General features: G+C 55.8%; 14 protein-coding genes. 2 read left to right on the top strand and 12 right to left on the bottom strand.

Translation table 11 applies throughout. From position 1 onward, the window contains the following. Positions 1–348: 348 nt before the first annotated feature. The 6 genes from glgP to asd all read right to left on the bottom strand — a co-directional run bounded on the left by glgP (position 349) and on the right by asd (position 11,202). Positions 349–2,796: a glycogen phosphorylase gene (gene glgP / locus VGM55_RS16530; RefSeq protein ID WP_331636060.1), complete on the bottom strand. Its 2,448-nt coding sequence runs from the start codon at positions 2,794–2,796 to the stop codon at positions 349–351. 26 nt (positions 2,797–2,822) lie between these two features. Next, on the bottom strand, positions 2,823–4,256 hold the full coding sequence (gene glgA / locus VGM55_RS16525; RefSeq protein ID WP_154189128.1) for a glycogen synthase GlgA: 1,434 nt from the start codon (positions 4,254–4,256) through the stop codon (positions 2,823–2,825). 111 nt (positions 4,257–4,367) lie between these two features. Beyond that, positions 4,368–5,651, bottom strand: a complete 1,284-nt coding sequence (gene glgC, locus VGM55_RS16520) for a glucose-1-phosphate adenylyltransferase (protein ID WP_154189129.1) — start codon at positions 5,649–5,651, stop codon at positions 4,368–4,370. A 14-nt stretch (positions 5,652–5,665) separates the two neighbouring features. Then, positions 5,666–7,648, bottom strand: a complete 1,983-nt coding sequence (glgX, locus tag VGM55_RS16515; protein WP_154189130.1) for a glycogen debranching protein GlgX — start codon at positions 7,646–7,648, stop codon at positions 5,666–5,668. Then, positions 7,645–9,834: a 1,4-alpha-glucan branching enzyme gene (gene glgB, locus VGM55_RS16510; RefSeq protein WP_331636058.1), complete on the bottom strand. Its 2,190-nt coding sequence runs from the start codon at positions 9,832–9,834 to the stop codon at positions 7,645–7,647. Before glgB ends, glgX begins: the two co-directional genes overlap by 4 nt. Before the next feature lie 261 nt (positions 9,835–10,095). Further along, on the bottom strand, positions 10,096–11,202 hold the full coding sequence (asd, locus tag VGM55_RS16505) for an aspartate-semialdehyde dehydrogenase (protein WP_154189132.1): 1,107 nt from the start codon (positions 11,200–11,202) through the stop codon (positions 10,096–10,098). Positions 11,203–11,376: 174 nt separating this feature from the next. Between asd and VGM55_RS16500 the strand changes: the two genes are divergently transcribed. After that, positions 11,377–11,970, top strand: coding sequence for a YhgN family NAAT transporter (locus tag VGM55_RS16500; RefSeq protein WP_331636057.1), 594 nt, complete (start codon positions 11,377–11,379; stop codon positions 11,968–11,970). A gap of 589 nt (positions 11,971–12,559) precedes the next feature. Here VGM55_RS16500 and VGM55_RS16495 read toward each other — a convergent pair. The 6 genes from VGM55_RS16495 to VGM55_RS16470 all read right to left on the bottom strand — a co-directional run bounded on the left by VGM55_RS16495 (position 12,560) and on the right by VGM55_RS16470 (position 18,225). Continuing rightward, complete coding sequence (locus VGM55_RS16495) at positions 12,560–12,994, bottom strand: hypothetical protein (RefSeq protein ID WP_154189133.1); 435 nt, start codon at positions 12,992–12,994, stop codon at positions 12,560–12,562. A gap of 114 nt (positions 12,995–13,108) precedes the next feature. Beyond that, positions 13,109–14,449, bottom strand: a complete 1,341-nt coding sequence (gene gntU, locus VGM55_RS16490; RefSeq protein WP_331636056.1) for a gluconate transporter — start codon at positions 14,447–14,449, stop codon at positions 13,109–13,111. Then, positions 14,446–14,979 (bottom strand): gluconokinase, encoded by a 534-nt coding sequence (gene gntK / locus VGM55_RS16485; protein WP_154189134.1) that lies wholly within the window; start codon positions 14,977–14,979, stop codon positions 14,446–14,448. The genes gntU and gntK overlap by 4 nt, the downstream gene beginning before the upstream one ends. Before the next feature lie 150 nt (positions 14,980–15,129). Further along, positions 15,130–16,125, bottom strand: coding sequence for a gluconate operon transcriptional repressor GntR (gene gntR, locus VGM55_RS16480; protein WP_154189135.1), 996 nt, complete (start codon positions 16,123–16,125; stop codon positions 15,130–15,132). Between the two features lie 243 nt (positions 16,126–16,368). After that, the gene (locus VGM55_RS16475) at positions 16,369–17,064 is read right to left on the bottom strand and encodes a pirin family protein (protein ID WP_154189136.1); all 696 of its coding nucleotides are present in this window, start codon (positions 17,062–17,064) and stop codon (positions 16,369–16,371) included. A gap of 123 nt (positions 17,065–17,187) precedes the next feature. Beyond that, a complete protein-coding gene (locus VGM55_RS16470; protein ID WP_331636054.1) occupies positions 17,188–18,225 on the bottom strand; it encodes an oxidoreductase in 1,038 nt (345 codons plus the stop codon). Between the two features lie 422 nt (positions 18,226–18,647). Between VGM55_RS16470 and VGM55_RS16465 the strand changes: the two genes are divergently transcribed. Next, positions 18,648–19,145 (top strand): GNAT family N-acetyltransferase, encoded by a 498-nt coding sequence (locus VGM55_RS16465; protein WP_331636053.1) that lies wholly within the window; start codon positions 18,648–18,650, stop codon positions 19,143–19,145. The last annotated feature ends 46 nt before the right edge of the window (positions 19,146–19,191 follow it).

The raw sequence follows: 19,191 nt of genomic DNA, 5'->3' as shown, positions 1-19,191 counted from the left end.
TGGCCAGGGTCCGGACGTCGGGAACGGCCGGAGGCTGAGAGCGTCGGGAACGCATCTCAGCCGACCCAGGACTGGGAGATAAAACGGAGGTCTGCCGCTTTAGCGGTCGATTTATTTGGCCGGGAGTCCGGGGTCTCGGGGAAGTGACGGTGACTTCACCGAGTCGTTCACCGATTAGGGGGATGCATATAAAACAGGGCTGGAAGTGAACGGAACCTTAGCCAATCCTTCATAGAACGTATCTATGACGAAGAGATAGCCCAAGAAGGAACAATGAGAAACATAAAGATTACTTGCCGTTCTGGTCCCCTCTCCCACGCGGGGAGAGGGTTAGGGTGAGGCGGAAACCTACAATCTCACCGGCTTAATATGCCAAATCTCATCGGCGTACTCCTGAATCGTCCTGTCGGACGAGAAATAGCCCATATTAGCGATATTGTGCATAGTGCGGATAGTCCACTCCTCCGACTGCTGGTAAAGTTCATCAACCCTGTCCTGGCAGTCCACATAGCTGCGGTAATCCGCCAGCACCTGATAGTGATCGCCGAAGTTAATCAGCGAATCCACCAGATCCCGGTAGCGTCCCGGCTCACCAGCGTTGAACGCCCCGGTTGCTATTTGCGTCAGCGTCTGGCGTAGCTCTTCATCCTTCTCGTAATATTCGCGAGGGTTGTAGCCCTTACGACGCAGCGCCTCCACCTCTTCCGCCGTATTACCGAAGATAAAGATATTGTCCTTACCGACGTGCTCGAGCATCTCAACGTTCGCGCCATCAAGCGTCCCAATAGTCAGCGCCCCGTTCAGGGCAAACTTCATATTACTGGTTCCCGAAGCCTCGGTCCCCGCCAGTGAGATTTGCTCGGAGAGATCCGCCGCCGGAATAATCAGCTGGGCGAGACTGACGCTGTAGTTGGGGATAAACACCACTTTCAGCTTATCTTTGACCTGCGGATCGTTGTTAATGACCTCCGCGACGTCGTTGATAAGATGAATAATGTGTTTCGCCATGTAGTAGGCAGACGCCGCTTTACCCGCAAAAATGTTCACGCGTGGCACCCATTCCGCCGCCGGATCTGCCTTAATGCGGTTGTAGCGGGTGATGACGTGCAGCACATTCATCAGCTGCCGCTTGTACTCGTGGATGCGCTTAATTTGCACATCGAAGAGCACATCCGGGTTTACCACTACATTGAGCTGCTGGCCGATGTAAGTCGCCAGCCGTTTTTTATTGGCGAGCTTGGCCTTACGGACCGCCTGATGTACCGTTGGGTAGTCGATGTGCTGTTTCAAATCGCTAAGCTGGCTAAGATCGGTGCGCCAGGTCTGACCAATATTCTCATCCAGCACTTCGGACAGCGCAGGGTTAGCCAGCGCCAGCCAGCGGCGTGGCGTAACGCCGTTCGTTTTGTTGCTAAAGCGCATCGGGAAGATGCTGGCGAAGTCGGCAAACAGCGACTGCACCATCAGGTTAGAGTGCAGCTCGGAAACGCCGTTCACCTTATGGCTGACCACCACCGCAAGCCAGGCCATACGCACGCGCCTGCCGTTGGACTCATCGATGATAGATGCCCTGCCCAGCAGCCCGGTGTCGTTCGGGTACTGCTCCTGCAGCGTCTTCAGGAAGTAGTCGTTAATCTCAAAGATTATCTGTAAATGCCGCGGTAGGATCTTACCGAGCATGTCTACCGGCCAGGTTTCCAGCGCCTCGCTCATCAGCGTGTGGTTGGTGTACGAGAACACCTGGCAGGTGACCTCAAACGCCTCTTCCCACGCAAACTTATGTTCGTCAATCAGCAGCCGCATCAGCTCCGGAATCGACAGTACCGGATGGGTGTCATTCAGGTGAATCGCCGTTTTCTCTGCCAGATTGGCATAGGTTTTATGCAGCTGGTAATGGCGGCTCAGGATGTCCTGCATGGTTGATGAAACCAGGAAGTATTCCTGACGCAGACGCAGCTCGCGCCCCGAATAGGTTGAGTCATCTGGATAAAGCACACGGGACACGTTCTCGGAGTGGTTTTTGTCTTCTACCGCCGCGAAGTAATCGCCCTGGTTAAACTTACCGAGGTTGATCTCGCTGCTCGCCTGGGCGTTCCACAGTCGCAACGTGTTGGTCGCATCGGTGTCGTAGCCCGGGATAATCTGGTCATAGGCCACCGCCAGGATCTCTTCGGTCTCGACCCAGCGAGATTTTTTACCCTCCTGCTGAATACGTCCGCCAAAACGCACCTTATAGCGTGTGTTATGGCGCTTAAATTCCCACGGGTTACCGTATTCAAGCCAGTAGTCCGGCGACTCTTTCTGGCGACCATCAACGATGTTTTGCTTAAACATACCGTAGTCGTAGCGAATACCGTAGCCCCGTCCCGGTAACCCCAGAGTCGCCAGCGAATCGAGGAAACAGGCGGCGAGACGGCCAAGACCACCGTTGCCAAGGCCGGGGTCGTTCTCCTCATCAATCAACTCTTCCAGGTCCAGCCCCATCTCTTCGAGGGCGTTTTTCACATCTTCATAAATGCCGAGAGAAAGCAACGCATTCGACAGCGTGCGCCCGATGAGAAACTCCATCGACAGGTAGTAAACCTGGCGGACTTCCTGCGAGAGCTGGGCGCGATTGGAGCGTAACCACCGCTCAACCAGCCTGTCGCGAACGGCAAAAAGCGTGGCGTTAAGCCACTCGTGTTTATTGGCGATGGCAGGGTCTTTCCCCACCGTAAACATCAGCTTATACGCAATCGAGTGTTTCAGCGCCTCGACGCTAAGCGTGGGTGATGCATAGGAAAAGGGTGCGTTCATATCAGTGATTCCTGGTGTATGGGTAATTACAACAAGCGTTGATAAAGGTCGCGGTATGACTGCGCCGCTACCTGCCAGCTAAAATCCATATTCATCGCCTGCCGCTGCACAAAACGCCACAGAGACGGGCGGGACCACAGCACGAAAGCACGCCGGATCGCACGGAGCAGCGACCAGGCATTACTGTCTTCAAATACAAAACCGGTCGCCACACCGTCTGCCAGATTTTCCAGCGAGGTATCCGACACGGTGTCGGCCAGGCCACCGGTTCGCCGCACCAGCGGCAAGGTGCCATATTTCAGGCCGTAGAGCTGCGTTAAGCCGCAGGGCTCAAAGCGGCTCGGAACTAAAATCACGTCAGCACCGCCCATGATGCGGTGAGAAAAAGCCTCGTGATAGCCAATTTGTACCCCAACCTGGCCGGGATGCTCGGCCGCCGCCGCCAGGAACCCTTCCTGCAGGACGGAATCACCGGCGCCCAACAGCGCCAGTTGCCCGCCCTGCTCCAGGAGTCCGGGTAGCGCCTCGAGCACCAGGTCCAGCCCTTTTTGGCTGGTTAAGCGGCTGACCACCGCAAACAGCGGCACTTTGTCATTCACCTTCAGCCCCATCGCCACCTGTAGCTGACGTTTGTTTTCAGCTTTCTCTTCCAGCGAGTCGCGGGTATAGCGTGAGGCCAGCAGCAAATCACTTTCCGGGTTCCAAATCTTATCGTCTACGCCGTTTAAAATGCCCGACAGGCGTCCTTCACGCTGGCGCTGGCGCAAAAGCCCCTCCATGCCATAGGCAAAGTGCGGTTCGGTAATCTCGCGAGCATAGGTTGGGCTGACGGCGGTAATATGATCGGCGTAGTAAAGCCCGGCCTTCAGGTACGAAATCTGCCCATGAAACTCCACTCCGTTCATATCGTAAAACCACCACGGAAGATCGATTTCACTTAAGTGGTGAGCATAGAACATGCCCTGATAAGCAAGGTTGTGCACGGTAAACACCGACTTCGCCGGGCGACCGCGCGCCGCCAGATAAGCCGGTACCAACCCCGCGTGCCAGTCATGGGCGTGCACGATATCAGGGTGCCAGAAGGGATCGAGTCCACAGGCCATTTCGGCGCCCACCCAGCCAAGTAGCGCAAAACGCAGCACGTTGTCCTGGTAGGCAAACTGATTCGTGTCGTGATACGGGCTTCCGGGACGCTCGTAAAGATGGGGCGCATCAATCAGGTAAATCCCTACGCCGTTATAGTGGCCGTAGAGCAGGCGCATGTCGCCCGCGAACGTTTGTCGATGGGCAACGACCTGAATATCTTCGATTCCCCGCCGAATGTCGGGAAAAGCGGGAAGCAGGACGCGCGTATCAACGCCGCCTGCAATCTGTGCCGCCGGCAACGCGCCAAGCACATCCGCAAGGCCGCCAGTCTTCAGCAGAGGAAACATCTCGGAACAGACATGTAAGACCTGCATTATCGCTCCCATTTGGAAAGTCGCGGCGCTGTGTCTTAACCCTCAGGCAACGCCAAACGATAAAATAACCGCGCACGGCAATCGCGTGCGCTGGCCAATTTTCTACGCGCTTCAGCTCTGCAGCTTCGCCAGCATCTCACGCGTGACCAGTACAATGCCCTCTTCAGAGCGGTAAAAGCGGCGAGCATCCTCTTCAGCATTTTCTCCGACTACCATGCCCTCAGGGATCACGCAGGCGCGGTCGATAATGCAGCGGCGTAATCGGCAGGAGCGGCCGACAATGACGTCTGGCAACAGTACGGATGAGTCGATATTGCAAAACGAGTTAATGCGCACGCGCGGAAACAGCACCGATTGCACGACCACCGAGCCCGAGATAATGCAGCCACCGGAAACCAGCGAGTTCAGCGTCATGCCGTGACTACCGGAACGGTCCTGCACAAACTTAGCGGGCGGCAGCGGCTCCATATGCGTACGAATCGGCCAATTCTGGTCGTACATATCCAGCTCCGGCATGACCGAGGCCAGGTCAAGGTTTGCTTTCCAGTAGGCTTCCAGCGTGCCCACATCGCGCCAGTAAGGCTCGGCGTTAGGATCGGACTGCACGCAGGAGAGCGGGAACGGGTGGGCGTAAGCTTCGCCGGCCCGGGTAATTTTTGGAATGATATCTTTGCCAAAGTCGTGGCTTGAATTTTCATCCCGATCGTCTTCTTCCAGAAGAGCGAACAGGTAATCGGCGTCAAAGACGTAAATGCCCATGCTTGCCAGAGACTTGCTGCTGTCGTTTGGCATCGTTGGCGGGTTTTCCGGCTTCTCCACGAAGTCGACAATTTTTTCGTCAACGTCCACCGCCATGACGCCAAACGCCGAAGCTTCATGTATCGGCACCGGCATACAGGCAACGGTACAGCGCGCGCCCTTCTCGACGTGATCGATAAGCATGCGCGAGTAGTCCTGCTTGTAGATGTGATCTCCGGCGAGGATCACCACATATTCGGCGTCGTAGCGGCGAATAATGTCGAGGTTCTGGGTCACGGCATCCGCCGTACCGCGATACCAGTTTTCACCGTGCACGCGCTGCTGGGCGGGCAGCAGATCGACAAACTCGTTCATCTCTTCGCTAAAGAAGGACCAGCCGCGCTGAATGTGCTGCACCAGGGTATGTGATTGATACTGAGTAATGACCCCAATGCGGCGAATACCGGAGTTGATGCAGTTGGATAGCGCAAAATCAATAATGCGGAACTTGCCGCCAAAGTGAACCGCAGGCTTGGCGCGTGTCGACGTGAGATCCTTCAGTCGAGTTCCGCGACCACCGGCCAGAATTAACGCAACGGATTTGATCGGCAGCTGGCGAGCCAACATCAACGGATCGTTTTTTTCAAACCTAACCATGACGAACTCCTTTTTCATGACTTGTGGAACACGCAAATTCCGTGCGCAGGACCATGCCATACAACCATCACGACCGGGTTATCCTCTCCGGCAAACGGAGGAACGGCGTGCCATTCCCCCTCAGGTAGAACGATGTCCGCAACGTCTTCGGTCGCGTTAATTGTTATCAGCCAGCGATCGGACAGCTGGATTTGCAGGCGATGCACCCCACACTGCCACTCATCGACGCTCAGGGGCTGCGCCTCCTTATTCAGCCAGCGAACGTTGCCGTCCCCCTCTTCCCACCAGCCGTTGGCGGTCAACGCCGGAATAGCCTGGCGCAGACGAAGAAGGGCCGCCGTAAAGGTGGCTAACCCGTCGTTTCCCTGCTCCCAGTCAAGCCAGGTCAGCACATTGTCCTGGCAGTAGGCGTTGTTGTTGCCATGCTGGCTGTGGCCATGCTCATCTCCGGCGAGCAACATCGGCGTTCCCTGGGAAAGTAATAACGTTGTGAGCAGCGCATGCACGCTGTCCCGACGCCGTTCTTTAATAATCAGGCTGGCCTCAAGCCCTTCAAAACCATAGTTATTGCTAAAGTTACTGTTGGTACCGTCGCGGTTATCTTCACCATTGGCTTCGTTATGCTTCTGGTTAAAACTGACGCAATCACGCAGCGTAAAACCATCATGGGCAGTGATTAAATTAATACTGGTGGATGGCCGCCTTTCGCCATGACGATAAACATCGCTCGACCCGGCAAAGCGGCAGGCAAACCCGCCCAAAGAGAGATCCTGCTGCAGCCAGAAGCGGCGCATCCCGTCCCTGAAATGATCGTTCCATTCGGCAAACAGCGGCGGGAAGTTACCGACCTGATACCCCCCCTGACCGATATCCCAGGGCTCGGCTATTAACTTCACCTGCGACAGTTGCGGATCGTTTTTGATCGCCTCAAACAGCGGCGCATCCTGGCGAAACTCCGGCGTGCGCCCCATCACCGAGGCCAGATCAAAACGGAAACCGTCCACATGGAAGCTGTCAACCCAGTAACGCAGGCAGTCCGTCATCTGCGCCACCACGCCCGGCGTGCTGAGGTTCAGGGTATTCCCACAGCCGGTCCAGTTCTGGTAATCGCCGTTGTCCATTAACCAATAATAGCTACGGTTGTCGATTCCGCTCAGCGACAGGGTTGGGCCATCTTTGTCCAGCTCCGCGCTGTGGTTCAGGACAATGTCGAGGATCACTTCAATGCCGGCTTTGTGCAGCGCTTTGATGGCGCTTCGTAGCTCGTTCGCGGCGTTATGAGGGTTTTGATCTATCGCGTAGTCACTTTCAACGGCATAGAAAGCGCGAGGGTTGTAGCCCCAATAGTTACTCAGCCCCAGCTGCGAAATGCGGGGTTCGGTAACAAAATGCGCGACGGGCAGCAGTTCAAGCGCCGTGATCCCCAGTCGTTTGAAGTAATCAGTCATCACCGGGTGCCCCAGCGCCGCATAAGTGCCGCGCAGCGCCTCCGGGATGCCGGGATGAAGCAGCGTCAGCCCACGGACGTGGGCTTCATAAATAACCGTGTTGCCCCACGGCGTTCTGAGCGGCAGGTCGTCTTCCCAGTCAAATGTTTCCCTGACCACCACGCACTTCGCCATGTGCGGGGCGCTGTCTTCGAGGTTGGGTTCATCGTAGCCGCAGTGAAAATGTGGGTGATCTTCGGCACCGCCCACCACCACACGTGCGCAGGGATCGAGCAGCAGCTTCGCAGGGTTGAACCGGTGACCCTTTTCAGGCTCCCAAGGCCCGTGAACCCGGTAGCCGTAGAGCAGCCCCGGTTTGCCTTCCGGCAGATAGCCATGCCAGATGTCCCCTGAACGCGATGGCAAGTCATAGCGCTGTTCGCGACCGTGTTCATCAAACAGGCACAGCTCTACCTTTTCGGCATGCACCGAGTAGAGGGTGAAATTAACGCCTTTGCCGTCGTAATACGCACCGTACGGTGCCGGGCTACCTTGAGTGAGCTGCATCATGCATCGCCCTCCCGGATCAGCCAGAGGGTGGACAGCGGCGGCAACGTAATGCACAGGGAATGCTCGCGGCCGTGGCTTGGCACCGCCTCGCTGCGCACTGTACCGCTGTTACCGGCGTTACTGCCGTGATAATGCATCGAGTCTGTATTCAGCTCTTCGCGCCAGCGCCCAGGCTGGTTGATGCCGAAGCGGTAATGGTAGCGAGGTACCGGCGTGAAGTTGCTGGCAACAATGACCTCGTTGCCCCCGGCATCACGGCGCACGAAAATAAAGACCGAATTCGCCTTATCTTCCACCACCAGCCATTCAAAGCCGTAGTCGTCAAAATCCAGCTGATGCAGTGCGGCATGGCGCCGGTAGGTATGGTTGAGGTCGCGCACAAGGCGCTGCACGCCATGGTGCCAGTTATCGCCCCCCTGCAGCAGGTGCCAGTCAAGGCTGCTGTCGTGGTTCCATTCGCGGCCCTGGGCGAACTCATTGCCCATAAACAACAGCTTTTTGCCGGGGAAGGCCCACATCCAGCCATAGTAAGCGCGCAGGTTGGCGAACTTCTGCCAGGCATCCCCCGGCATGCGGTCGAGAATCGACTTTTTGCCGTGCACGACTTCATCGTGCGAGAGAGGCAGAACAAAGTTTTCGGTGCCGTTATACAGCATCCCAAAGGTCATTTTATCGTGATGATGCTGGCGGTAGACCGGGTCGAGCTTCATATAGTCGAGCGTGTCGTGCATCCAGCCAAGATTCCACTTAAACCAGAACCCCAGCCCTCCCATGCTCGGCGGGCGAGAAACGCCGGAAAAATCGGTCGACTCTTCCGCCATGGTTACCGCGCCCGGCGTTTGCTCACCGATGATACGGTTGGTATTACGCAGAAATTCAATGGCCTCCAGATTTTCACGTCCCCCGAACGCATTCGGGATCCACTCGTCTTTTTCGCGACTGTAATCGCGGTAAATCATCGAGGCGACGGCATCCACGCGCAGGCCATCAATGCCAAAACGTTCAATCCAGTACAGCGCGTTGCCCACCAGATAGTTACAGACTTCACGGCGGCCATAGTTATAAATCAGCGTGTTCCAGTCCTGGTGATAACCCTCACGCGGGTCGCCATGTTCATACAGCGCGGTACCGTCAAAATTCGCCAGCCCCGCGTCATCCGTCGGGAAATGCCCGGGCACCCAGTCCAGCAGAACGTTAAGTCCGGCCTCGTGGGCGGTCTGAAGGAAGTAGAGGAAGTCGTCGCGCGTGCCGAAGCGGCGCGTCGGGGCATAAAGCCCTTGCGGCTGATAGCCCCAGCTGCCGTCAAACGGGTGTTCGTTAACCGGCAACAGTTCAAGATGGGTGAAGCCCATCTCTTTCACGTAGGGAATGAGCTGCTCTGCCAGCTCGCGATAGCTGAGCCAGAAGTTATTGTCGCTGTGGCGGCGCCAGGAGCCAAGGTGCACTTCATAGATTGAGATGGGCTGGTCAAAGCCGTTAGCTTTCTGCCGTTCGGGGCTGAGCGTGGTTTTCTCCGGCAGGCCACAGATCAAAGAGGCCGTTTCGGGGCGCATTTGCGCTTCAAAAGCGTAAGGATCGGCCTTAATACGCAGGTGCCCATCGGCATCCAGCAGCTCGAATTTATACAGCTGTCCGTTGTGCGCTCCGGGGATAAACAGCTCCCAAATGCCGCTCTCTCGCCTCAGCCGCATCGGGTGACGGCGGCCGTCCCAGTAGTTAAACTGCCCGACAACGGAGACGCGCCTGGCGTTCGGTGCCCAAAGCGAGAAGCGCGTTCCGGTCACGCCGTCCATCGTGTCGGCGTGCGCGCCCAGCGTTTCATACGGGCGTAGATGCGTGCCTTCGGAGAGCAGCCAGCTGTCCAGGTCCTGAATCAGCGGCCCAAAGCGATAGGGATCGTCAATCAGGTTCTCCTGACCGTGCCAGACCACGGCAAGCTGATAGCGAAAGGCATTTTTACGGCGAGGAATCAGCCCACAAAAGAAACCCCGGGAATCAAGGCACTCCAGTTGGCCCACTTTGCGCCCGGTTTTTGGTTCGATAACCCAGACTTCTGTGGCGTTAGGCAACAGCGCACGGACTTCAAGCCCGGCGTCTGTTTGATGCATTCCCAGCAGGGAAAACGGATCGGCAAAATGACCCGTAATTAGCGCATTGATCACGTCTCTTTCCGGCAGAACAGACATGGCATTTTCCTTTTTTATGTGTCACCAACAACCCACGCTACGCCGCCGCGCAGGTACGACACTTATCATTGACCTGACGAACGGCACTTAACTCCTGTAAGCCGGTTCGCCCAATACTCGCCAAAACGCTTGCGCGTGATGACTTAAGCATAGCCAACGCTTTATTGACTCCTCGTGAAATAAATTAATAACTTCCGTTTTACCTCAAATTGCAGGCAAAAAAAGAGGGGCATCATTTGCCCCTCTGTTAACTCCGCTTGATTATGCGAGCGCCCGCAGCATTCTGCGCAGCGGCTCGGCAGCGCCCCACAGCAGCTGGTCGCCGACGGTGAAGGCCGAAAGATACTCAGGCCCCATGTTCAGCTTACGCAGGCGGCCAACTGGCGTAGACAGCGTGCCGGTTACCGCAGCCGGGGTCAGCTCACGCATGGTGATATCACGGTCGTTTGGCACCACTTTCGCCCACGGGTTGTGCGCGGCCAGCAGCTCTTCCACGGTTGGGATAGACACATCTTTCTTCAGCTTGATGGTAAACGCCTGGCTGTGGCAACGCAGCGCGCCCACACGCACGCACAGACCGTCAACCGGGATAACGGAAGAGGTGGCAAGAATTTTGTTGGTCTCCGCCTGACCTTTCCACTCTTCACGGCTCTGACCGTTGTCGAGCTGCTTGTCGATCCACGGGATCAGGCTGCCGGCCAGCGGCACGCCGAAGTTATCAACCGGCAGCTTACCGCTGCGGCCAAGCTCGGTGACCTTACGTTCGATATCCAGAATCGCGGAAGCCGGATTCGCCAGTTCGGTGGAGACTTCGCCATACAGCTGGCCCATTTGATTCAGCAGTTCACGCATATGGCGCGCGCCGCCGCCGGATGCAGCCTGGTAAGTCGCAACGGATACCCAGTCAACAAGGTCGTTGGCAAACAGGCCGCCGAGGGACATCAGCATCAGGCTTACGGTGCAGTTGCCGCCAACGAAGGTTTTGACGCCTTTGTTCAGGCCTTCCTGAATGACATGCTGATTGACCGGGTCGAGGATAATAATCGCGTCATCTTTCATGCGTAGAGAAGAAGCTGCGTCAATCCAGTAACCTTGCCAGCCGCTTTCACGGAGCTTTGGATAGATTTCGTTGGTATAATCGCCGCCCTGGCAGGTCACTATGATATCCAGCGCCTTCAGCGCTTCCAGATCAAATGCGTCCTGCAATGTACCGCCGGTAGTGCCGGTAAACGTAGGGGCTGCCTGCCCAAGCTGGGAAGTGGAGAAGAAAACCGGACGAATGGCGTCAAAATCGCGCTCTTCCACCATGCGTTGCATGAGTACAGAGCCGACCATACCGCGCCAGCCAATAAAACCAACATTTTTCATAGCGACTTAATCCTGCAGAGATGATTGCGTGTGTAAGCGCTGGCAGTGAGCCAGAACATCACTCCACATTACAAAATGCAGCCAAAGTCGCAAGTGAAATTAATCAATGATATCTGCCGTGTCAGAAACAAAGCTTATTACCAGAAACAACTTGCCAGATTTTGGGGAAAACAGATGACTGAAATCATATCCGCAGCGGTTTTACTGATCCTGATTATGGACCCGCTCGGCAACCTGCCGATCTTTATGTCGGTGCTAAAACATACGGAGCCAAAGCGCCGCCGGGCCATTATGATCCGCGAACTGCTTATTGCTCTACTGCTAATGCTTATCTTCCTGTTTGCCGGGGAGAAAATCCTGGGCTTCCTGAATTTGCGGGCCGAAACCGTCTCCATTTCAGGCGGGATTATCCTGTTCCTTATCGCCATTAAGATGATTTTTCCGGGCCAGGAAGGCAGTTCGTCCGGCCTGCCCGCCGGGGAAGAGCCGTTTATCGTGCCGCTGGCGATCCCGCTGGTTGCCGGCCCTTCTCTGCTGGCCACGCTGATGCTGCTGTCGCACCAGTATCCAAACCAGATGGGACATTTAGTGGCCGCGCTGATGCTGGCCTGGGGTGGCACGGTGGCCATTCTGCTGCAGTCTTCCCTGTTCCTGCGCCTGCTGGGTGAAAAAGGCGTGAATGCCCTTGAGCGCCTGATGGGGCTGGTGCTGATTATGATTTCCAACCAGATGTTCCTGGATGGGATCAGAACGTGGATGCGTGGGTAAAATAGAGAGCCTTTTGCCGTAAATATCCTCTATGAAAGTTCGGCTAAGGTTTCATTCACTTATAGCCCGCAGTTGTTCCGTTCACCAGAAAATCTGTGTTCCACATAAGTTCAGAGTACGGTGAACGTGTCCGGGGGATAACGCCATCCCCCGGACAGCCCCGGCGCCCGGCGAGCTCATCGCCGCTGAAGCGGTAAACCCCCGGCTATCACCCAAACAGTCGGGGGCGATGAGAGCCGGGGACAAGGGTGTAGCTGTAGGTCTTGAAGCGACTGTAATGTTCTGTGTAGCTGCGGGTTTGAAGCGAGGCTCGGTTCCGGCTTAAATCGCCTCCGTTTTCTCTCCGACTGGCCAGGGTCCGGACGTCGGGAACGCATCTCAGCCGACCCAGGACTGGGAGATAAAGCGGAGGTCTGCCGCTTTATCGGTCGATTTATTTGGCCGGGAGTCCGGGGTCTCGAGGAAGTGACGGTGACTTCCCCGAGACGTTCACCGTTGCGGTGGCTGCATATAAAACAGGACTGGAAGTGAACGGAATCTTAGCCGATCCCACATAAGCAAGAGATAACCCTACCAGGCTCGATCCCCCTCACGAACACATATACCGATACGGCCCCGGCTGGCATGCACGCAGCAGGAGATGAAGATTTTCCTGCTTCAGCGTATACATGCCGCCAAAGAACGGATCGACAATCAGCCACCCCGGTACGCCGAAGAAGATGATGTTGCCGAAGAGATACCAATTGCTAAAACGGATTTCCAGCGGTATGGACATGGAGTAATACCCTTCGTGCTTTAGCATCAGCGTATAGTTTTTCTTCCCGAAGTAGCTGCCGTCCGTCTTTTTAAGCGTCACGGACTGTGGGGTGATGCCCTGCGCGGCAATCTCTCCCTTGCCATCAAAAATCGTAAAGGCCGCGCTCTTTGGCGTACTGTCGATATACACCGTGGCGTCATTATTGCTAACCAGCGTCGCGCAGCCGGTTAACAGCGGCAATAACAGTAAGAAGAGTAATTTTTTCATGCGGCGCTCCCTCTTTAATAGGGAGTAAGAGCGTCACGGGAAGAGAGAAGCTTAACCCGTAAAAGCAAAACACCCGGCAATTACCGGGTGTTTTTAGCAGGTTCAGACGAGAGATTAAGACAGCAGGCTGAACGCAATCATCCCGACAATCGCCCCGGTGGTGCCGAGGATGGTTTCCATCATCGTCCAGGTCTTCAGCGTTTGTGCTTCGGTTGCGCCGGTAAACTTACCAAACAGCCAGAAGCCTGCGTCGTTCACGTGGCTCACCACGATAGAGCCGCCCGCGATACAGATAGACAGCGCCGCCATCTGCGCGCCGTTATAATGCAACTGCTCGATGACCGGCATCACCAGGCCAACGGCGGTCAGGCAGGCCACGGTCGCGGAACCCTGAATAATACGTACCGCAGCCGCCAGCACGAAGCAGGTAATCGCGATAGGCAGACCCATGCCGGTCAGCGCTTCGCCCAATGCCGGGCCCACGCCGGAGTCAACCAGCACCTGTTTGAACACGCCACCGGCGCCGATAACCAGCAGGATAATCCCCGCAGGCTGCAGCGCCTGGCCGCACACCGCCATCACTTTTTCTTTGTCCATGCCCTGGCGATAGGCCAGACCATAAATAGCCACCAGGCAGGCCACCAGAATCGCGGTGAACGGGTGGCCGATGAACTCCAGCCATTCGTACAGCGTAGAACCCGGCGCGGTGAAACGAGCGGCAATGGTTTTCAGGCCAACCAGCACCAGCGGCAGCAGGATCAGCGACAGGCTGAAGCCAAAGGACGGCAGCCTGCCTTCGCCCAGGTGCGGCTCGGAGATATCGTCCGGGATTTCCAGCGAAACAAATTTGCTGATGAAGTTTCCGAACAGCGGGCCGGCGATAATCATGCCGGGGATCGCGGCGCACAGGCCAATCAGGATCATCCAGCCAAAGTCAGCGTGCATCTGCGATGCCAGCAGCATCGGCGCAGGCCCAGGCAGCAGGAACGCGGCAGCAGCGGCGACGCCCGCAAACAGAGGGATCACCAGCTTCACCAGGTTGGTTCCGGTATGGCGCGCCATCGAAAACGCAACGCTTATCAGCAGCACGATGGCTACCTCAAAGAACAGCGGCAGCGCGCAAATCAGACCCGCCAGGCCAATCGCGTAATGCGCGCGGCTGTGGCCGAAGGACTTCAGCATCTTAACGGCAATCTGATCCACCGCGCCGGTTTCATGCAGAATTTTGCCGAACATCGCGCCGAGGGCCACCACAATCGCCAGGAAGCCCAGCGTACCGCCCATGCCTTTCTGCATGGTGTCGGCGATTTTGTCGAGCGGCATGCCGGAGAACAGCCCGGCACCAATAGAAACCACCATCAAAGCCACGAAGGCGTGCATACGGGCCTTCATCACTAAAAACAGCAGGAGCAGCACGGAGCCGACCGCGGTTAAAACAAGCGTTAATGTACTCACTCTGCGCTGCCTTGGTTGATTAATGCGAGGGTGCTGGCGACAACGCCGTCCAGCGGCTGGTCGATATCCACGATCAGCACGTCTTTTTCATCCGCCTGCGGCTCTTGCAGGGTTTCGAATTGAGTCACCAGCATCTGGGTTTTGAAGAAATGGCCTTTACGCGCTTTCAGGCGGCTTTCAATCACCCCGAAGTCGCCTTTCATATAGATAAAGGAGAGGTTCGGATTGCCGTCACGCAGCAGGTCACGATAGTGCTTTTTCAGCGCCGAACAGACGATCAGCGAAACCTTGTTGGTGCGCTGCATCGCAAACGCGGCGTCGTTTAACGCCTTCAGCCACGGGGTACGGTCGTCGTCGTTCAGCGGCTCGCCGGAGGCCATTTTCAGGATGTTGCTGCGGGGATGCAGGAAGTCGCCGTCAAGAAACGCGGCGTTCAGCCGATGGGCAACTTCGCTGGCAACGGCGGATTTGCCGCTGCCGGAGACGCCCATCAGGACGTAAATGTGGTGGTCGTGATTAGTAGTGCTCATGATGGCTCCGACTCTGACACAAAGCAATGCGCCTGGTTTTGTTACGGGTAACTGTTACCGATAACATTTTCCGGTCTGGCTGAGCAATAAGCAATAACCATTAGCTTGCAAAGTGTATAAGTGTGAGCTGTATCAAATAAAATTTTCGGCTTAGATCGAGCCGCCGGGCGACAGCGTAAAGCCTAAATCGAGCATTTTTGGGGTAATGATCTCACCGCGAATACGCGCCAGCAGACGCTCTGCCCCGATACGCCCCATGCGCTCTCGCGGGGTAAGCACGCTCGCCAGCCGCGGCTCCATCACCTGCCCGATGTCATGGCCGTGGAAACCGGCAATCGCCATATCTTCCGGAATGCGCAGGCCCTGGCGCTGGCATTCAAACGCCGCACCAATCGCTAAGTCATCGTTGGTGCAGAAGATACTGTCGAGCTGTGGATATTCCCGTTTTGCCTGGCGCAGCAGCTCAATGCCGGTGGAGTAAGAAGAGGAGTTTTCAATCATCACGCTGTACGGCGTCAGCCCGGCGTCGAGCATCGCCTGCTCGTAGCCTTTTTGCTTGATGAGGGTACGTTCGTCGAGCCGCGCGCCGAGGTAAGCAACGTGCCTGTGGCCACGGGCAATGATGGTGGCCGTCATTTGGCGAGCCGCTTCGAAGTTATCAAAGCCCACGGCGATATCCAGGCAGGGAGAAATGCTATCCATCAGCTCCACCACCGGAATACCGGCGACTTCAATCATCTTTAGCGTTCTGGCCGTGTGGTTCCGCTCGGTCAAAATCAGGCCGTCGATGTTCCAGGACAGCATGGATTCCAGGCGCTCCTGTTCCAGCTCCGGCTTATAGCCGTAGTGGGCGAGCATGGTTTGATAGCCGTGGGCATCAATGACGTTTTCAATGCCGCGCAGGACTTCGGCGAATACCTGGTTGGTCAGAGAAGGAAGCAGGACACCGATGGCCCGGCTGGTTGAATTAGAAAGAATATCCGGCGCACGGTTCGGGATATAGCCCAGCTCATCTAACGCGGCGGCAATTTTAACCTGCAGCGCGGCAGACACCTGATCCGGGTTGCGTAAAAAACGGCTGACCGTCATTTTGGTCACCCCAACGCGATCCGCAACATCCTGTAGTACCGGTCTTTTCTTTTTCATCGTCCTGCTTGGCTTATGAAGTTTCGACAGCCGAGTTTAGCACGGACAAAAGAAAACCCGCCCCTTTTTCAGGGACGGGTTCAGATTGATGACAAACAGCCGAAAAACGTGGTTTTCGACTGTTTGGGATAAACCAGAGAACATAGTTCATTGTTTTATTAGGCCGTCAGACCTTTTTAGGACAATGAACTTTTCCAGCATTTATAGCCCGCCCTTCTTCAGGGCGGGTTTGACGGGTAACGTTTATACTGGCGGCAGGTCGAACAGCAGGATCTCACTCGCTTCGCTGGCGTGAACGGAAATCGCCTGCTCATCCCATATCGCGATCGCGTCGCTGGTTTTTGCCTGCGTGCCGTTAATAGACACGTCGCCTTTTACCACCTGGATCCAGACGCGGCGGTCGGCCGGAATCTGATAAACAGACTGCTCATCTTTGGCCAGCGCCCAGCGAGACAGCTCCATATCCTGATAGACTTTCAGTGAACCGTCACGAGCATCCGGGGAAAGCACCAGTTGGCGCCCCTGAGGGGCATCAAAACGGCGCTGATCGTAGCGCGGCGTAATTCCGGTTTTTTCTGGAATGATCCAAATCTGGTACAGGCGCAGCGGTTCGGTCTGGCTGGCGTTGTACTCAGAGTGACGGATCCCGGTCCCGGCGCTCATAATCTGGAATTCACCCGCAGGCACGCGCTCTTTGTTGCCCATGCTGTCCTGATGCTCAACCGCACCTTCCAGCACGTAAGTCAGGATTTCCATGTCCTTATGCGGATGGGTACCAAAGCCCTGGCCCGCATCGATAACGTCTTCGTTAATGACCCGCAGCGCCGAGAAACCCATAAAGTTGGCGTCATAATAGTCGGCAAAAGAGAAGGTATGCCAGCTGTCCAGCCAACCGTGGTTCGCATGGCCGCGGTCCTGTGCTTTTCTTAAGTAGATCATGGTATGTCCTCCGCAATTCGTTTGATGGGATAAGTGTGGACCCATTTAGCGGAGGATCATAGAGGGTGAAAATTGACTCCTCTGTTCAAAAAAAGTGAACGAGTCAGAGGAGCCAAAATGTTATCAGGAGAGGCTTATTGTCGCAGGTGACGGCTGTTCGAAACCGCGCTCCAGAATTTCCAGGTTGGTCAGAGCTTCAATTTCTCTGACGTAATTAGGCCTGCCGGCGATCAGCGTGTCGTACAGCGCATCGTAGACGCGGCCATAGTCACCCACTTCCGGCTTCCACTCCTCGCGCACCGTTTCACCGGCTTCGTTAACGTACTCCAACGTAGCTACGCTGCTGTCCGCGCCGAACCCAGGCTCACCCGGCATGATGTACGCTTTGAGGCTGGTTTCCTGCTGGTCGATGCCGTACTTCACGAACGAGCCTTTGGTGCCGTGAACGATAAATTTCGGGTAATCGATTTTCACCAGATGGCTGGTTTTCACGATCGCTTTGAGGTCGCCGTAGAACAGCTGGGCTTCAAAGGTATCGTCCGGGTTGGCTTTGTTACGCAGGCTGCGGATGTCATAGGCAACGCGATCCGGGCGGCCAAACAGGGAAATGATCTGGTCCATGGTGTGCACACCCAGGCCGTAGAAAGCGCCGTCCGCAGGTTGGCCCGGGTTCGCTGGCGCATCAGGGCGATACATATCGAAGTGACTTTCAATTTCCACGATCTTGCCGAGCTTGCCGCTCTCGATGGCTTTTTTCATCGTCAGGAAGCAGGAGTCAAAGCGGCGGTTCTGGTAAGGCGTAACCACCAGGCCCTTCTCACTCGCCAGCGCAAACAGCTCGCGCGCTTCGGCAAGCGTTGGGGTAAACGGTTTTTCCACCAGCACGTTCTTACCCGCTTCGAGCGCCTTTTTCGCGTACTCGAAATGGCTGTCGACGTGGGTACAAATCACCACCAGCTTGACCTGAGGGTCGTTGAGAATGTCATCAAGCTGGCTGGTAAAGTGGATCCCGGCGTACTGCGGCTGCTGTTCCAGCTCCGGCTTTTCGCTACGGCGGAAGATGTGGGCCACGTTGAGTTTGTCTTTACGGAAGAGTACGAACGGAAGGTGATAGCGGGTGGTGCTTTTACCAAAGCCGATGAAGGCACAGTGCAGAGTCATTTCATTGTCCTTTTTGATTTGAGCTGACTGTACCTTACTGCATTTTCCATCCACGTTTTATTAAAACCGGACAAAGGTTTGCCCAAAGTAGTTGGAGCTGTAGCAAGGCAGCAAGGGAAGGCATCCCGATGAGCTTACTCAGGTAAGTGATTCGGGTAACTGAGTGCAGCCAACGCAGCTGCAGCTTCAAATAAGAAGGGCAAAAAAAAAGCCAGCACCCGGCTGGCTAAAGTAATACTGGAAGCAATGTGAGCAATGTCGTGCTTTCAGGATGTCTCCGTAGGGGTCTCCCCTGAACGCACGGCAATAATAATCATTATCATTCGCACTTGTAAAGCGTTTTTTGAAAAAAATAGCGTTGACTTGCGGTTCAAAGTCAATGATGTTTAAAAGGTTTTCCATAACTCATTGAGGAGAAAAGGATGAAATCAGTTGTTGTGCGTCACGCCGAACCCGGCGATGCGGAAGCTTTACAGAAAATGTATGCCCATCCGGCGCTTTACCGCGACACGCTGCAGCTACCTCATCCTCCTCTAAAAGCCTGGCATGACCGAATTACCGCCCCCAAACCGGGAAGCCGACATTTGGTGGCGTGCATCGACGATGAGATTGTGGGGCAGTTGACGCTCACGGTGGAGCAGTCTCCGCACCGCAGCCACGTTGCCACCTTCGGCATGGGCGTGCATTACGATCATCAGGGAAAAGGCATCGCTTCAGCTTTGCTTAAAGAAATGATTGCCCTGTGCGATAAGTGGCTTCGCGTCGAGCGCATTGAGCTGACGGTCTATACCGATAACGCCCCGGCGCTGGCGGTGTACCGCAAGTTTGGCTTCGAGGTGGAAGGCACCGGGAAACGCTTTGCGCTGCGCGACGGCGAGTATGTGGATGCGTATTTTATGGCACGTTTTAGACCGGGGTGATTTTAGCCCTCACTCGGGCACTCTCTTATACCCTATTTTCTCGGAG

Origin of the sequence: Cedecea sp., assembly GCF_036500665.1 — a bacterium.
In the GTDB taxonomy this organism is placed as follows: domain Bacteria; phylum Pseudomonadota; class Gammaproteobacteria; order Enterobacterales; family Enterobacteriaceae; genus Cedecea.
This window is presented reverse-complemented; position numbering and strand designations above follow the sequence as displayed.

Excerpts from the sequence above, each read along its gene's own strand:
- gntR (WP_154189135.1), bottom strand. The coding sequence starts at position 16,125 with ATGAAAAAGAAAAGACCGGTACTACAGGATGTTGCGGATCGCGTTGGG.
- VGM55_RS16470 (WP_331636054.1), bottom strand. The coding sequence starts at position 18,225 with ATGACTCTGCACTGTGCCTTCATCGGCTTTGGTAAAAGCACCACCCGC.
- VGM55_RS16495 (WP_154189133.1), bottom strand. The coding sequence starts at position 12,994 with ATGAAAAAATTACTCTTCTTACTGTTATTGCCGCTGTTAACCGGCTGC.
- gntK (WP_154189134.1), bottom strand. The coding sequence starts at position 14,979 with ATGAGCACTACTAATCACGACCACCACATTTACGTCCTGATGGGCGTC.
- glgC (WP_154189129.1), bottom strand. The coding sequence starts at position 5,651 with ATGGTTAGGTTTGAAAAAAACGATCCGTTGATGTTGGCTCGCCAGCTG.
- glgX (WP_154189130.1), bottom strand. The coding sequence starts at position 7,648 with ATGATGCAGCTCACTCAAGGTAGCCCGGCACCGTACGGTGCGTATTAC.
- VGM55_RS16465 (WP_331636053.1), top strand. The coding sequence starts at position 18,648 with ATGAAATCAGTTGTTGTGCGTCACGCCGAACCCGGCGATGCGGAAGCT.
- VGM55_RS16475 (WP_154189136.1), bottom strand. The coding sequence starts at position 17,064 with ATGATCTACTTAAGAAAAGCACAGGACCGCGGCCATGCGAACCACGGT.
- VGM55_RS16500 (WP_331636057.1), top strand. The coding sequence starts at position 11,377 with ATGACTGAAATCATATCCGCAGCGGTTTTACTGATCCTGATTATGGAC.
- glgB (WP_331636058.1), bottom strand. The coding sequence starts at position 9,834 with ATGTCTGTTCTGCCGGAAAGAGACGTGATCAATGCGCTAATTACGGGT.
- glgA (WP_154189128.1), bottom strand. The coding sequence starts at position 4,256 with ATGCAGGTCTTACATGTCTGTTCCGAGATGTTTCCTCTGCTGAAGACT.
- asd (WP_154189132.1), bottom strand. The coding sequence starts at position 11,202 with ATGAAAAATGTTGGTTTTATTGGCTGGCGCGGTATGGTCGGCTCTGTA.
- glgP (WP_331636060.1), bottom strand. The coding sequence starts at position 2,796 with ATGAACGCACCCTTTTCCTATGCATCACCCACGCTTAGCGTCGAGGCG.